The 14,361-nt window shown below is 73.7% G+C and carries 11 protein-coding genes; 2 read left to right on the top strand and 9 right to left on the bottom strand.

Going from position 1 to position 14,361, the window contains the following annotated elements; all coding sequences use genetic code 11:
• Both BJ981_RS30295 and BJ981_RS30300 read right to left on the bottom strand, forming a co-directional pair.
• Positions 1 to 624 carry a TetR/AcrR family transcriptional regulator gene (locus tag BJ981_RS30295; protein ID WP_184616833.1) on the bottom strand — a complete coding sequence of 208 codons (624 nt, stop codon included), beginning with the start codon at positions 622 to 624 and terminating at the stop codon, positions 1 to 3.
• A gap of 325 nt (positions 625 to 949) precedes the next feature.
• On the bottom strand, positions 950 to 1,162 hold the full coding sequence (locus BJ981_RS30300; protein WP_184616834.1) for a hypothetical protein: 213 nt from the start codon (positions 1,160 to 1,162) through the stop codon (positions 950 to 952).
• A gap of 233 nt (positions 1,163 to 1,395) precedes the next feature.
• Here BJ981_RS30300 and BJ981_RS30305 point away from each other — a divergent pair, with 233 nt between their 5' ends.
• Positions 1,396 to 1,956, top strand: a complete 561-nt coding sequence (locus BJ981_RS30305; RefSeq protein WP_184616835.1) for a hypothetical protein — start codon at positions 1,396 to 1,398, stop codon at positions 1,954 to 1,956.
• A gap of 60 nt (positions 1,957 to 2,016) precedes the next feature.
• Here the strand turns inward: BJ981_RS30305 and BJ981_RS30310 are convergent, their stop codons facing one another.
• From BJ981_RS30310 to BJ981_RS30330, 5 genes are all read right to left on the bottom strand, one after another.
• Positions 2,017 to 2,334 carry a cell division protein SepF gene (locus tag BJ981_RS30310; protein ID WP_372436912.1) on the bottom strand — a complete coding sequence of 106 codons (318 nt, stop codon included), beginning with the start codon at positions 2,332 to 2,334 and terminating at the stop codon, positions 2,017 to 2,019.
• A gap of 117 nt (positions 2,335 to 2,451) precedes the next feature.
• A complete protein-coding gene (locus BJ981_RS30315; RefSeq protein WP_184616836.1) occupies positions 2,452 to 3,465 on the bottom strand; it encodes an NAD-dependent epimerase/dehydratase family protein in 1,014 nt (337 codons plus the stop codon).
• An 89-nt stretch (positions 3,466 to 3,554) separates the two neighbouring features.
• Positions 3,555 to 5,810 carry a SulP family inorganic anion transporter gene (locus BJ981_RS30320; protein ID WP_184616837.1) on the bottom strand — a complete coding sequence of 752 codons (2,256 nt, stop codon included), beginning with the start codon at positions 5,808 to 5,810 and terminating at the stop codon, positions 3,555 to 3,557.
• Positions 5,811 to 5,891: 81 nt separating this feature from the next.
• Entirely contained in the window at positions 5,892 to 7,904 is a 2,013-nt protein-coding gene (locus BJ981_RS30325; protein WP_184616838.1) for a hypothetical protein, read from the bottom strand.
• 183 nt (positions 7,905 to 8,087) lie between these two features.
• Positions 8,088 to 8,663 (bottom strand): YbhB/YbcL family Raf kinase inhibitor-like protein, encoded by a 576-nt coding sequence (locus BJ981_RS30330; RefSeq protein ID WP_184616839.1) that lies wholly within the window; start codon positions 8,661 to 8,663, stop codon positions 8,088 to 8,090.
• Between the two features lie 93 nt (positions 8,664 to 8,756).
• On the opposite strand from BJ981_RS30330, the gene BJ981_RS30335 reads away from it, so the two are divergent.
• Positions 8,757 to 12,431 (top strand): AfsR/SARP family transcriptional regulator, encoded by a 3,675-nt coding sequence (locus BJ981_RS30335; RefSeq protein WP_184616840.1) that lies wholly within the window; start codon positions 8,757 to 8,759, stop codon positions 12,429 to 12,431.
• A gap of 48 nt (positions 12,432 to 12,479) precedes the next feature.
• Here BJ981_RS30335 and BJ981_RS30340 read toward each other — a convergent pair whose 3' ends face one another.
• Complete coding sequence (locus BJ981_RS30340; RefSeq protein ID WP_239139281.1) at positions 12,480 to 13,292, bottom strand: ABC transporter permease; 813 nt, start codon at positions 13,290 to 13,292, stop codon at positions 12,480 to 12,482.
• Positions 13,289 to 14,272, bottom strand: a complete 984-nt coding sequence (locus BJ981_RS30345; RefSeq protein WP_184616841.1) for an ATP-binding cassette domain-containing protein — start codon at positions 14,270 to 14,272, stop codon at positions 13,289 to 13,291. The genes BJ981_RS30340 and BJ981_RS30345 overlap by 4 nt, the downstream gene beginning before the upstream one ends.
• Positions 14,273 to 14,361 lie beyond the last annotated feature (89 nt).

Consider the following 14,361-nt stretch of genomic DNA (forward strand, 5'->3'; position numbering starts at 1 on the left):
TCAGTCCTCCGGGAGGATCGAGGGGTCGGTGGCGAGCGCGCGCAGCCGGTCCAGGACCGCCGTGCGGGCGCGGCGGTAGGCGGCGTCGCCGGAGCGCATGCGGGCGTGGGTGACGGTGGCCTCGCCCAGCGCCTCGATCTCGTAGGCGAGCTGGGCGGGGTCGGCGGTGAGCTCGCCGAGGTCCACGGCGTCCTTGACCCGGCGTTCCAGGTAGCCGAGCCAGTCGCCCATGGCGGCGGCGACCGCGTCCCTGACGGGGCCGGGACGGTCGTCGAACTCGACCTGGGCGACGAAGAAGAAGCAGCCGCCGGGCAGCACGCCGTCGGAGTAGAAGGCGAGACGGGACTCGTGGAGGGCGAACAGCCGCCGCAGGCCCTTGGGGGCGGTGGCGGTGGGCGCGATCACGCGCTCCTCCCACAGGCGGCGGGCCCAGGCGACGCAGTCGAGCTGGAGCTGCTCCTTGTCGCGCCAGTGGGCGAAGAACCCCGACTTGCTGACCCCGGCGGCCTCGGCCAGGCGCGCGAGCGTGAGCCCGCCGAGGCCGTCCACGGACGCCAGCGCCACGGCCCGTTCCAGGATCGCCTCACGGCTGCGCTGGCCGCGCAACCTTCGTCCATCGTGCATGAGGGCACGCTAGCACAAAAAGAACGATCGGTCGTTTAGTTTTCTGGCCGGCGGCATCTGGTCGCCCGGCATCCTCCGTCGGCGGCTTCCGGCCGGCCTGGGCGACGGACGGCCCTCTGTCGAGGTGCCGGGGGAGGCCCGTGGGGTGGCGGGCGTGCCGTGTCCGTCGCTTCCGTGGTTCGACGTCGTGAAAGATGGTGAGCGGGGGATTTAATGCTCGACGCCGGAATTGCGGCTCTGTGTGCCGTTGAGGGGCGGAAGCTGGATTTGGACGGGGATCGCGGTGGTCGTTGTTCTTGCGCGGTGATAAGTGGGTGAATTCGGGTTATCGGGGCTTCGGCAGGGAATCCAAGCCGCGCTGGCAGACGGCCCACCGAATGTCCTCGCTCAAGGCGTTGGACAGCAGGACGCTGGCCACGATCGGGTCGTGACAGGGCGGGGTTCCGTGCTGGCTGCACCCGCCCTCGTAGGCCGTCGTGCCCTCCCGGTACCACTCGCGCGGCTGGGGTTCGAGTATTGACGTGATGGTTGACTTCATGGGGGGAAGCCTAAGAAACCCGGTCATTGTTCGCAACGGTCGTGCTTGTCCTCCCCGTGCCGTCCGTTTTCCCTATCGGTACTTCCGCGTCGCGTCACGCCGAGGCCGGACGGGTATTCCACGGGCGCGGTGCCGCTCATGGGGCACGAGAAATCTCTGATGTGCAGGAATCAAGGGATATGGGGGACCGGGTGATTCCTCGGGGGCAAGGGCTTCTCGCAGGTACATGGCTCGTGGCGCTCGCGCTCGCCGGAGCGGCCGTGGTGCTGTCCGCCCCGGCGCACGCCGAGGCGGCGGACGTCCACCGGCAGGGGGCGTCGCAGGACACGGGCCACGCCGCGCCGGCCGTCCCGCTCCAGCCCGCGGGCGACGACGAGGACGAGGTCGTCAGCACGAAGAAGAGCTGCGCGAAGTGCCCGCCCGGACCTCCTGGCCCGCCCGGACCGCGGGGCGTCTCCGACGGGATCGACTCCGCGGTGGCCACGCCGGCCGGCCTCACCGCGCCGACGCCCCTCATCTATGTCGCGGTGGCCCAGCCCAACGGCGTCGTGCTGGTCCGGGACCAGACCTCGCTGGGCCCGGCCAACCCGCCCTGGCACGACCTGTCCACGGTGACGAACTATCCGTCCGGCGTCACCGACGTCACGCTGGCCGCCGACCCGCACGGCGACGTCCTGAGCGTCGCGGTGCGCACCCGGACCGGATCGGTGCGCCGGAGCAACTGCGCGCTGTCGGTGAACGTGACCTGGCCCGCCAACTGCACGGCCTTCATCGACATCACCCCGCCGCTGTAGACCGCACCGCACGCCGCAGGGGTGAGGGCGCGCGCCGCCGCCGCGGCGCGCGCCGTTCCTCTAGCTCAGCGCCCCGTCGATGACGACACCCGGCGGCACCAGCAGGAAGACCTTGTGGGCGACGCGGTCCATGTCGCCCCGCAGGCCGAGGACGAGTCCGGCGGCGAAGTCCACCAGGGGCTTGGCGTCGGCATCGGTCAGGCCGGTCAGGTCCATGATCACCGGGAGCCCCTCCCGGTAGTAGTGCCCCACGAACAGGGCCTCGTTGTAGTCCCGGGGGTGCAGCGTCTTGATCATGGAAGGGTTCGGCCGCGGTGTCAGGGGGTCCGCTGGGGACGTGCGCGCGTCGGCGTCGCTGAAGCTCCGGGGGTCTGCCACGCCGCCGACGTTAACACCCGCCCTCCTCGTTCGGCGGGCAGCGCGCCGTGCTTGGGGGGATTCGCCCCGCTTATCCGGCCGCGGCGCCGTGCCGGTCGAGCCGCGGCCGGGGTACGGTCAGCGGGCGTCCCACTCGCTCAGGACGCGGGCCTCCTTCTCCGGCGCGATGCCGTGCCGCCGCCAGCTCGGCAGCCGTTCCTCCAGGGCGGCCACGTCACGGTCCTTCAGCCAGTCCCACGTGTCCCGGACGGTCTCGCGCACCGGACGGCACCGCAGCCCCGCCGCCTCGGCCCTGGCCGTCGCGACGCTCCACGCGCCGGCGTCGCTCTCGCCGGCGGGGATCCACAGCGGCAGCTCGGTCCACGGCTCCACCTCGCGCGCGTGCAGGAAGTCGTCGTCCACCCAGACGAACTCGGCGTCGGACCCGGTCGCCTCCGCGCAGTCGGCCAGCCAGCGGCCGAACGTGGTGTTGCCCGCGGGCCCGGTGAGCAGGAACCGCCCCTCGGTGCCCTTGGCGGCCTGGTCGACCGTGAACGTCGCGATGTCGCGGGCGTCGATGAGCTGCATCTCCTGGCCGGGATCGCCCGGCGCCAGCACCCGGCCTCCCCGGGCGATCCGGCGCAGCCACGCCGGCAGCCGCCCGACGTTCTCCCACGGCCCGAGGATCAGCCCCGGCTGGAGGATCAGCGCGCCGCCGTCGAAGAAGGTCTCCACCGCGCGCTCGCAGCCGGCCTTCAGGACGCTGTAGTCGCCGTCCTCGGGACCGGCCTCCGGGTCGCACTCCCACAGCGGGGCGGTCTCGTCGACGCGCTCGGCCGGCCACGTCGAGATGGCCGAGACGGTGGACACGAACGCGTACAGCGGGGCATGACCGGACAGGGCGCGTGCGGAGGAGGCCACCACCCGCGGCGTGAAGCCGCACACGTCGACGATCGCGTCCCACGTGCGGCCCTCGGCCAGCGCGCGCAGGTCGTCCGGATTCTCCCGGTCGCCGCGCACGGCCGTCACCCCGGGCAGGTCCTCGCCGGACCTGCCCCTGTTGAACGTGGTCACCTCGTGGCCCTGCCGCAGGGCCTCCTCTACGATGGACCGGCCGAGGAACACCGACCCACCGATCACCAGAAGTCTCATGCGACCACTGTGGTGCAGATCACCCGCGATGGCCGAGACGTTTCACAGTGAGCGAATCCGCCCACAGCGGATCACCCGGCCGCCGCGGGTCAGCGCGAGCCGGCCGACACGGGCGTGAAGCCCTCGCGGTCCAGGACGTGGACCCGCGCCGCGCCGATGTCGAAGTACAGCCCGACCAGCTTGAGCCGTCCCTCGGCCTCCAGAAGCGCGATCTCCGGATAGGTGCGCAGGTTGTCGAGCTGCTGGGCGACGTTCACCCGGCACAGCCGGTCGAGCGGCCCGTCCTCCCCGTCGCCCGGGTCGGACAGGATGTAGCGGGCCAGCGTGTGGTCGCCGTGCCGCAGCCAGCGCTCCAGCCCGTGCAGGCCGGAGATCTTCTCCCCGGCGCTCAGCAGGGCCGCCATCGCGCCGCACCCCGAATGCCCGCACACCGTGATCGTCTGGACGTTCAGCGCGGTCGTGGCGTACTCGATCGCCCCGGCCACCGAATCGTCCGCGAGAGCCGAACCGTGCCGGGGCACGAGGTTGCCGATGTTGCGCACCGTGAACAGGTCGCCCGGGCCGCTCGCGGTGATCAGGTTCGGCACCACCCGGGAGTCGGCGCAGGTGATGAACAGGTGCGACGGGTCCTGGGTGCGGGCCATGCGGGTGAGGAACGGCCGGACCAGGGGAGCGGTGCGGCGCTGGAAGTCCACCGCGCCCGCCAGCAGGTCGGGCACCGCGCCCGACTCCTGGCGCGGCGGGATCCACGCGCCGGAGTGCCGGACCGGGATGGCCGACAGCGGACCGCCCCTGCGGTACGCGCGGGGCAGCCACCAGCGCTCGGGAGCCTTCGGCGGCGACTTCGCGGGCGAGGCCCGCGTGCCCTTGGCCGCCGAGGTGTACCACTCGTCGTGCATCTCGTCGATCGTGACCGTGCCGCCCGTGCGCTCGTGCTCGAGGCGCCAGCCGTGCAGGGCCTCGAACGCGGCGTTGTCCATGAAGTCGACGTTCAGGTCCAGGTGGACGCCGGCGCCCGCGGGGACGCCCCGCAGGCCCTCGGTCAGGCGCGGCACGCCCACGAAGGTCAGCGAACCGGTCACCACGACGTGCCACCGGTCGTCCGGCTCCAGCGCCACGTGCACCCACACCTTGGTCAGGCGGCGCAGCGCGAACAGCGCGGCGAGGCCGAGGCCGAGCAGCACCCCCTCCGCCAGGCCGACCAGGATGACCGCGCCCATGGTCAGCACGTAGATCGGCAGCTCGCCGTGCCCGTGCAGCCCGCGCATCGTGCCCAGGTTCACCATGCGGACGCCGATGAACACCAGCAGCGCGGCCAGCGCCTCCAAGGGGATGAGCGTGACCATCCAGCCCAGGCCCACCGCGAACACCAGCACCCACACCCCGTGCAGGATCGCCGACCACCGGCTGCGCGCCCCCGCCCGGATGTTGGTGGTGGTGCGGACGATGACGCCCGCGACGGGCAGGCCGCCGAGCGCGCCCGACACCAGGTTGGCCACGCCCTGGCCGGTGAGCTCGCGGTCCAGGTCCGCGCGCGGGCCCTCGTGCAGGCGGTCGGCCGCCACCGAGCACAATAGCGACTCGACCCCGGCCAGCAACGCCACCAGCAGCACCGCGCCCGCGATGCCGTGCCAGTCGCCCGCCGGCCACACGGGGGAGGCCCACTCGCTGAAGCCCTTGGACAGGTCGGCGCGCGCCACGTCCCAGCCGAACGCCGCCGCGGTCAGCGCCGCGCACGCCAGCGCGGCCAGCGGCGCGGGCACCACGTTCACCCGGGGCAGGCGCGGCCACAGCAGCAGCACCGCGATGGTCAGCACGCCCACCGCGACCGCGTGGCTGTGGTTGTCGATGATCTGGTTCGGCAGCTCGATGAGGTTCTCGACCGCAGAGTTCTGCGGACGGCCGCCGAGCACCACGTGCAACTGGGAGAGGGCGATCACGACGCCGACCCCGGCCAGCATGCCGTGCACCACGGCGGGCGAGACGGCCAGCGCCGTCCGCGCCACCTTGAAGGCGCCGAGCACGATCTGCAGCACGCCCGCCATCAACGTGATCATGCAGGTGGCGCGCCAGCCGTACGTGCGCACCAGCTCCGCCACCACCAGCGCGAGCCCGGCCGCGGGCCCGCTCACCTGCACGACCGAACCGCCGAGCGCCCCCGCCACCAGCCCGCCCACGACGGCGGCGACCAGGCCCGCGATCAGCGGCGCCCCCGAGGACACCGCGATGCCCAGCGAGAGCGGCACCGCGACGAGGAAGACCACCAGAGAGGCGGGAAGATCGTGCCGGAGCACGGAGGTGAGACGCTCGGTCGTCGTACGGCTACTTTGCGTGTCCCCGGTCATGAGGCGACCATACGACGCCGGGGCCGATTGATTAAGCCTTTCCCGGATGCGTTTTACAACTGACGGTGGAAATCTGGGTGATCAGCGGTAATAGTCGGGATAGTCGGTCTCGGTCGGACGGCGGTGGCCGCCAGGCGACGACGACCCCTTCTGCTGCGCCGGATCCTCGCCCGGCCCGCCGTTCCCGTACAGCTCACCGTAGGAGGGCCAGCTTCCGCCGGTGTTCTGGCGCGGCTGCGACCACGCGGACGACACCGGGGAGGACGGGGTCGCGGCCGAGCCGGTGGGATACCCCGCGCCGTAGCCGCCGTAGCCCTGTCCGGAACCGGACGACGGCGGGTCCTCCCGCTTCGGCAGCTCGTGCGCCACCGTGGCGTCGTAGGCCGAGGCGTCGCGCCGGGGGGCCGGCGTGGACCCGGTCACCGCGTCGGAGTCGTCGATGGTCGCCCACCCCGGCCGCACCTCGTACGACTGGGCCGACGGTCCCGCCGGGTAGGCGGTCTCGGGCGTGTACGTCTCGTGCGCGGCGTACCTGTCCTGGCCGGGGAGCTGGTAGTCGGCGCTCTTCCACGTCTCCTTCGAGGACGACACGGCGGGCGTGCCCGCGGGCGGTGTGGCCGGTCCGTCCAGGATGTCGTAGGAGCCGGTGGCCGGGTACGCGGGCTGCGCCGGCCACGACCCGGCGGCCGCGCCGGGCGCGCCCGTGCCCAGCGGGTCGGGCGTGCGGCCGTAGGACGGGGAGGACGCGAACGGGCCGGTCTGCTCGGACCCGGCGCGCGGGGTCTCGAACGCGGGGGAACGGCCCGCGTCGCCCTGCGGACGCCGCCGGGAGTCCTCACCGGAGCGCGGCCGGGTCGCACCGCTGGGCAGCGGTCCGCTCGACAGCGGATCGCCCTGGATCGACGCCGCGGGGAACGCGCCGCCGGGCATGGGGCCGGTGGTCAGCGGGTTGCCGGACAGCGGATCCGCCAGAGGGTCGGCCGGGCGCGCGGCCTCGGGCCGGCCCTGACGGCCCGTCCCCACGGGGCCGGTCGCCGTACGGCCGGAGTCGGCGCGGTCGGAACGGGGGGCGTCGGAACGGCCGGGGGCCGGCGTGCGGCCGGAGTCGGCGCGCGTCGCCTCCGGCCGCGCCGGGGCCGAACGGCCGGGCTCGGCGGGCCTGCCGGGGCGGCCGCTCCTGCGCGGGTCGGCGGGCCGGGCGGGCGGGGTGGTGGCGCGGGAGGCGTCGCCCGCGTCGCCGCGCCGGCGCGGCTTGGTGCGGGAGGAGTCGACGCCGAGCGGGTCGGCCGGGTCGGGACGCGAGCCACGGCCCGGACGAGGGGCGGCCTGCGGGCCGGCGAGCGCGCCCAGCACGTCGGCGGCCGACGCCGCGGGCGGGGCGGACCCGGCGGCCGGCGGCTGCGGCACGGGGGCAGGGAAGGTGACGGTGCGTTCGGAGGCGGCGCCCGACGAGGAGGAAGAGGCGGCGGCGCGCGGAGCGTCCCCCTGGCCGGCATGGCCGGCCGGCCGGGGGGGCAGCGGAGCCTGCACGGTGGCCGCGTTGGCGTCCACCTCGCCGGCGGGCTTGGCCGCGTCGCGCGCGGCGGCCGGCTTGGCGGCCGGAGGGGAGGACGGCGAGGCGAGGTCGGGGCGGCTCGCGCCCATGCGCGCCGCGATCGTGCCGCCGAACGCGCCGTCGTCGGCCCGCACCCGCGTCCAGTAGTCGTCGTCGTAGTCGTCGGAGTCGCCCCACTCGTCGACGCCGCGCCGACCGCGCGAGGCGGCCGCCTGCTTGCCGCGCGGGGCCGAGCGACCGCCGGGCCGGCCCGCGGGCCGCGCCCCGGGCTTGCCGTTGCCCGGACGCAGCCGCGCCGTGGCCCGCTCGGGTTCCTGGAAGGCGTCGAACCCCTCCGGGAAGCTCTCGAAGAACGTCTCCTCGGCGGGGCGGCCGGGGCGTTTGGCCTTGTTGGGGTCCTCCGCCTGCTCGGCCATCTTGCGCAGCCGCTCTGGGGGCAGATTGCTCTCCCGGCGGTTCATCGACCGCATACCGAGTGCCACGACCATCAGTACGAGCAGCACGACGGCGACGAGGCCGACAATGACCGCGATAATCATTGCACCACCTTCATGGCCATGGCCTTCCAGTGGCGCTGGTGAGATCGCGCGGCCATCGACGCGACCTGCCCCCTTTGACCACCTGCGCTCAAGGATTGCACCTGATTCTGTCCGACCACTATGACCGTTGTCACACCCTACGAGAAGATCCGGTATCGAGTATCACCTTCGGTGCGCATCGCGTCACTCGATGTGGGAAGCCGAGAGACGTCCACGGGCGATGGTGTGCTGCGCGATGTGCTCCAACGTCTCTCGCAGGGCGGCGCCCTTCTTCAGATCCAGCGTCTCGTCGAGCGCGTAGACACTGAAACGATAAGTGTCATCTCGTCGGCACGGGGGCGAGTAGCCCACCTTGCCGCTCGACGTCATCCCTTGCACCGCGCCGCGCGGCACGCTGTTCTGCGCGAGCTCGGTCGTGAGCGGGTCGATGTTGAACACCACCCAGTGCACCTCCGCCGCTCCCTGCGCGTTGTTCGCGTCGACCACCAGGGCGATCGACTTCGTCAGCTTCTGCGCCACACCGGACCACCGCAGCGGCGGATTGCCCTCCTTGCCGGCACAGGAGTAATCGGCCGGCAGGGGCGCCTCGTCGCGGAACCTCGGGCTGGAGACGCTGAGCTCGCCCAGCGACCCGTCGGTCGGCGAATTGCTGCCGACGATGCCGCAGCCCGACGTCACGGCGAGCCCCGCCGCGACGACGACCGCACGCCAGTCGCGTCCCGGTCGCCCGGCGCCCACGGACTTTCTCGGCTGCCCCATGCCCGCTGATGCTACGCGGATCTGAGGAGTGCCCTGACCCCATCGCAGGAATGAGGGTCAACGGCGATCGGCCCGATCGGCCACAATCGAGGCATGGAAGGGGTGCGGGCGGTGGCACGGACCGGCTTCGCCGTGCTCGGGCCCCTGGAGGTCCGCCGCGACGGCGCGCCGGTGCGCCTCGGCGGCGGCCGCCTGCGTGCTCTGCTGACGTCGCTGCTGCTCAGCCCCGGGAGGACCGTCCCGTACGACCTCCTGGTCGAGGCCGTGTGGCACTCCGCACCTCCCGCCGGAGCAGGCAACGCGCTCCAGGCCCTCGTGTCACGCCTGCGCGCCTCGCTCGGCCGCGACACGATCCAGGCCACTCCCTCCGGATACCGCCTCGCCATCTCCCCTGAGCAGGTCGACACCCACCACTTCGCCCACCTGACCACCGAGGCCGCGAAGCGTCTGTCCCCCGCCGCGCACCTGTCCGCGTCGGCGTGCTCGCCGGACGCGGCGGAGGCGGTGCGGCTGCTGGAAGAGGCGCTGGCGCTCTGGCGCGGGCCGGCCCTGGCCGACCTGGCCGGGTCCCCGGTCGCGGCGGCCGAGGTCGCCCGGCTGGACGGCCTGCGCCTGACCGCCACCGAGGACCTCATCGACGCGCGCCTCCTGCTCGGCCGACACGAGGAGGTCATCGGCGAGATCGTCTCGCTGATCGCCGCCCAGCCGCTGCGAGAACGCCTGCGCGGCCAGCACATGCGGGCGCTGCACGCGTCGGGACGCCAGGTCGAGGCGCTGGCCGCCTACGAGGCCGCCCGCACCGACTTCGCCGAGCGCCTCGGCAGCGCCCCTTCCCCCGAACTCTCCGCCCTCCACGTCGGCATCCTCCGCGACAACTTCCCGCGCGCATCCGACGACCCGAGCCCGGCCGCCGGCCACCTCCCCCCGGCCCGCCCCATCCCGGCCGCTTCCCCTACGCCGATCGCGCAGGCGGCGACCCGGTCCCGGGGTGACGGCGCCGAGGGGGAGGCGCGGGGGAGCAGGAAGGGGAATCTGCGGGCGCGGCTCACGAGCTTCGTCGGCAGGGAGCGGGACGTCGAGCAGGCGGGGGCACTGCTCGCCCGGCACCGGCTGGTGACGCTGGTGGGGCCGGGCGGCGCGGGGAAGACGCGGCTGGCGATCGAGTCCGGGGCGGCGCTGGAGGACGGGACGCCGGACGGGGTGTGGCTCGCCGAGCTGGCGCCGGTGCGCGACCCGGCGGGCGTGCCGCAGGCCGTGCTGGCCGCGCTCGGCATGCGCGACCTCGGCCGCGCGCCCGTCCGCACGCCCGGCGGGGTCCCCACGGAGGTCGTGGACCCGGCCGACCGGCTGGTGACAGGGCTCGCCGGGCGGCGCAGCCTCGTCATCCTCGACAACTGCGAGCACGTCATCGAGGCCGCCGCGACGCTCGCCGAGAAGCTTCTCCTCGAATGCCCGGACATCCGCGTCCTCGCCACCAGCCGCGAGCCGCTCGGCGTCGCCGGCGAGCTCGTCTGGCCCGTGCGGCCGCTCGACCAGGCGAACGCCGAGGCCCTGTTCGCCGACCGCGCCGCGACGGCCAGGCCGGGGTACCGCGTCGAGGACGAGGCCGGGGCCGTCGCCCGCGTCTGCCGCGAGCTCGACGGCATGCCGCTCGCCATCGAGCTGGCCGCCGCGCGGCTGCGCAGCCTGTCCGCCGCGCAGATCGCCGACCGGCTCGACGACCGCTTCCGCCTCCTCACCGGCGGCAGTCGTACGGCCCTGCCCCGGCATCAGACGTTGCGGGCGGTCGTCGAATGGAGCTGGGACCTTCTCGACGAAACGGAACGGCTGCTCGCCGCGAGGTTCGCCGTCTTCGCCGGCGGCGCCACCCTCGAGGCCGCCGAGGCCGTCTGCTCCGACGCTCCTCCACCTCACGAACACCCTGGCCGCGCGCAGCCGCCACCCGCGTTCGAGTCCACCGCGGCGAACGGTCACCCGCGTCGCCTGCCCGGCGAGGGGAGCCCGGCCGACGGGCGCGCGGGCGGGGGAGTCGCGCGGGTCGGGGAGCAGAGGGTTCTGACGCGTGACCATCGGTCCGCGCGTGACGGGGGTCGTGCCGCGGTGTCGGCGGGGGCGCTCCTGCCGCGCGAGGACGTGCTCGATGTGCTGGCGCGGCTCGTGGACAAGTCGCTGGTGGTGCGCGAGGGCATGCGCTACCGGATGCTGGAGACCGTGCGGGCGTACGCCGCGGAGCGGCTCGCCGAGTCGGGGGAGCGGGACGCCGTTCGCCGGGCGCACGCCGCGTTCTTCCTGGACCTGGCCGCGACCGCCGACCCGGAGCTGCGCCGGGCCGGGCAGGTCGAGTGGCTCGCCGTGCTGTCCGCGGAGCACGACAACCTGACGGCGGCGCTGCGCTGGGCGATCGACGCGGCGGACCGGGATCTCGGGCTGCGGCTGGTCGGGGCGCTCGGCTGGTACTGGTTCCTCGCCGGCCGCCGTCTCGAAGGCGCGCGACGCGCCGCCGAGATCCTCGCCTTCGCCGCCCCCGCCCGGTCGCAGCTCCCCGCCTCCGTCACCACGCCATCACGACAGCCCCTTGCCGCCTCCTCCCCGCCGTCACGACCTGACCCCTTCGCCGCGACGGGGCCGGCGCGGCAGGGAGAGGCGGGGGCGGCGGACGACGGGGCCGTGGGCGTCGATGAGGCGCGGAGCTTCGTGCTGGCGCTCACCGTCCACGGCATCCTGCTGGCCGGCGGGACCGATCACTGGCAGGAGGCCAAGGAGGCGCTGGGGCGCGCGGTGGTGCTGGGCAGGGCCTGGGTGCCGCGTCCGTGGCCGCCGTTGATGTCCCTGGCCGAGCCGGTGCACGCGCTGTTCGTCGAGGACGTGGCCGACGCGCACGGCGTGGTGGGAGCGCTGTTCGAGGACCCGGACCCCTGGGTGGTGGCCTCGGCGCACCTGCTGCGCGCGCACGTGTACTACAACGCCGGGCGGATCGACCTGGGCGAGGCCGACCTGCGGGTGGCCGTCGACAGGTTCCGCGAGGTGGGCGACCGCTGGGGAGTCTCGGTGGCGCTGGGGTCGCTCGCCGAGGCGATCACCGTGCGCGGCGACAACACCACCATCATCGCGGTGATCAGGGAGGCGCTCGCGCTGACCGACGAGATCGGCGCCGTGGAGGACACGCCCTACCTGCGTACCCGGCTGGCGATGGCCCTCAGCGCGTCCGGTGACATCGCGGGAGCCCAGGCGGCGCTGGAGGAGGCGATAGAGATCTGCCGCGCCACGGGCGACCGCATGGGCGAGGTGGGCGTGCAGAGCGCGCGCGGCGACCTCGCGCGTGAGGCGGGCGACCATGTCACCGCCCGCCGGTTCTACGAGGAGGCGGCGGATCTGGTCGCGGACGGCCGGGACTTCCCGGCTCCGTTCACCGCGGTGCTGCACGCGTCGATGGGCATGCTCGCCGAGCAGGAGGGCGACCTGCGAGCGGCGCGGGCCTCGCACGCCGAGGCCCTGAGGCTGGCGCGGAGCACCCACGACAGCGCCGCGATCGGCCTCGTGCTGGTCGCCCGCGCCGGTCTCTCGGTCCGCGAGGGCGACCCCGCCACGGCGGCCAGGCTGCTCGGGGCCGCGGCGGGGATCCGCGGCGCCGACGCGGTGGTCGGGTACGACCACGCCCGCATCACCGAGGCCGTCACCGCCGCCCTCGGCCAGGGCCGGTACTCCCGGCACTTCGCGCACGGCCGATCGATGTCCCGCGAGCAGGCGCTCGGCCTCGCCCGGCCCTGACGGCGGCGAGGAGACGAGGCGGCGAGATGGCGGCATGGGACGGTGGGCTCAGGCGCGGGAGCGGAAGGCGCGCAGGGACAGGGGGATGAAGACGAGGGCGATGCCGAGGGCCCAGATCAGGGAGATGGTCGCGTGGGTGGCGACCGGGCCGCCGCCGAGCAGGCCGCGGACGGCGTCGGCCAGGTGGGTGACGGGGTTCACGTCGACCCATCGCTGCAACCACTCGGGCAGCGTCTTGGTGGGCACGAAGGCGTTGGAGGTGAAGGTGAGCGGCATCATCACCGAGAACGCGATGATCTGCACCTTCTCCGGTTCGGCGGCCGTCAGGCCGATGAGCACCGACATCCAGGACATCGCCAGCGCGAACGCGACCAGCAGCGCCAGCGCGCCGACCACCCCGACGACCCCCGTCTGCACCCGGTAGCCGAGCACGGCGCCGAGGCCGAGGAACAGCGCGAACGCCCAGACCTGCTTCAACGTGTCGGCGACGATGCGCCCGGCGAGCGGCGCGGACCGCGCGATGGGCAGGCTGCGCAGCCGGTCGAAGACGCCCTTGTGGATATCGGTGCTGAGCCCGATGGCCGTCGTCAGCGTCGCGAACAGCATGTTCTGGACGACCAGGCCGGGCAGCGAGAACTGCAGATAGTCGGTGGTCGATCCGGAGATCGCGCCGCCGAAGACGTAGGTGAACAGCAACAGGAACATGATGGGCTGGACCGACAGGTCGAGCAGTTCCATCGGGTTGTGCTTGATCTGCACGAGGCTGCGCCAGGCGAGCGTCATGGTGTGCCGCAGCCCGGCCGCCGGGCCGATCCGGCCGGGGACGGCCGCGCGGGGCGCGGTTTCGGTCAGCGAGGTCACGCGGGCACCTCTTCCTTCTGCTTCTGGGCCTGCTCGGAGGCGGACGGATCTTCGGCGCGGTGGCCGGTGAGGGCGAGGAACACCTCGTCGAGGCTGGACTTGCGCAGGCTGAGCTCGGCGGCCACGACCCCGAGGTCGTCGAGCCTGCGCACGATCGCCGGCACCACCGTGGGGTCCTTGATGTTCACGGTGGCCTCGCCGCCGGTCAGGTCGGGCCGTTCGCCGACGAGATCGGTGATCACCTCGGTCACGAGGGTGAGATGACGCTCGTCCATGGGCCGCACCTGGAGGACCTGCGCCCCGGTGGTCGCCTTGAGCTCGTCGGAGGTGCCCGAGGCGATGACCCGGCCGTGGTCGAACACCACGATGTCGTCGGCCAGCTCGTCGGCCTCCTGGAGGTACTGCGTGGTGAGCAGCACGGTGACGCCGTCGGCCATGAGGTCGCGCACGACGTTCCACAGGTCGGTGCGGCTGCGCGGGTCGAGGCCGGTGGTGGGCTCGTCCAGGAACAGCACCTGCGGGTGCCCGACGAGGCTCGCCGCGAGGTCGAGGCGGCGGCGCATGCCCCCGGAGAACGTCTTGGCCGCCCGGCCGCCCGCGTCCGTCAGGGCGAAGCGGTCGAGCAGCTCGGCGGCGCGCCGCTTGGCCGCGGCGCGGCTCAGGCCCAGCAGGCGCCCGATCATCACGAGGTTCTCGACGCCCGTCAGCGTCTCGTCCACCGCGGCGTACTGGCCGGTGAGGCCGATCTGGGAACGCACCTTGTGGGGCTCTTTGGCGATGTCGAAGCCGCCCACCGTGGCGTGGCCGGCGTCGGCGCGCAGCAACGTCGCGAGGATGCGCACGGCGGTCGTCTTGCCGGCGCCGTTCGGGCCGAGCACGCCGAGCAGACGGCCCTCGGGAATGGCGAGATCGACGCCGTCGAGCGCGCGCGTCTCGCCGTAGCGCTTCATCAGACCTTCGGCCTGGACCGCGTATCGCATGGCATGGACTCCTTGGTCACGGGTTGAGGGTCACACGGCCCGTGGGCCCGGTGACCGCTACGAAGTCTTGCGGACGCCACTGACATTTC

Origin of the sequence: Sphaerisporangium krabiense, assembly GCF_014200435.1 — a bacterium.
GTDB lineage: Bacteria > Actinomycetota > Actinomycetes > Streptosporangiales > Streptosporangiaceae > Sphaerisporangium > Sphaerisporangium krabiense.

Coding starts and splice junctions, on each gene's coding strand:
- BJ981_RS30295 (WP_184616833.1), bottom strand. CDS start 624: ATGCACGATGGACGAAGGTTGCGCGGCCAGCGCAGCCGTGAGGCGATC.
- BJ981_RS30300 (WP_184616834.1), bottom strand. CDS start 1,162: ATGAAGTCAACCATCACGTCAATACTCGAACCCCAGCCGCGCGAGTGG.
- BJ981_RS30315 (WP_184616836.1), bottom strand. CDS start 3,465: ATGAGACTTCTGGTGATCGGTGGGTCGGTGTTCCTCGGCCGGTCCATC.
- BJ981_RS30320 (WP_184616837.1), bottom strand. CDS start 5,810: ATGACCGGGGACACGCAAAGTAGCCGTACGACGACCGAGCGTCTCACC.
- BJ981_RS30325 (WP_184616838.1), bottom strand. CDS start 7,904: ATGATTATCGCGGTCATTGTCGGCCTCGTCGCCGTCGTGCTGCTCGTA.
- BJ981_RS30330 (WP_184616839.1), bottom strand. CDS start 8,663: ATGGGGCAGCCGAGAAAGTCCGTGGGCGCCGGGCGACCGGGACGCGAC.
- BJ981_RS30335 (WP_184616840.1), top strand. CDS start 8,757: ATGGAAGGGGTGCGGGCGGTGGCACGGACCGGCTTCGCCGTGCTCGGG.
- BJ981_RS30345 (WP_184616841.1), bottom strand. CDS start 14,272: ATGCGATACGCGGTCCAGGCCGAAGGTCTGATGAAGCGCTACGGCGAG.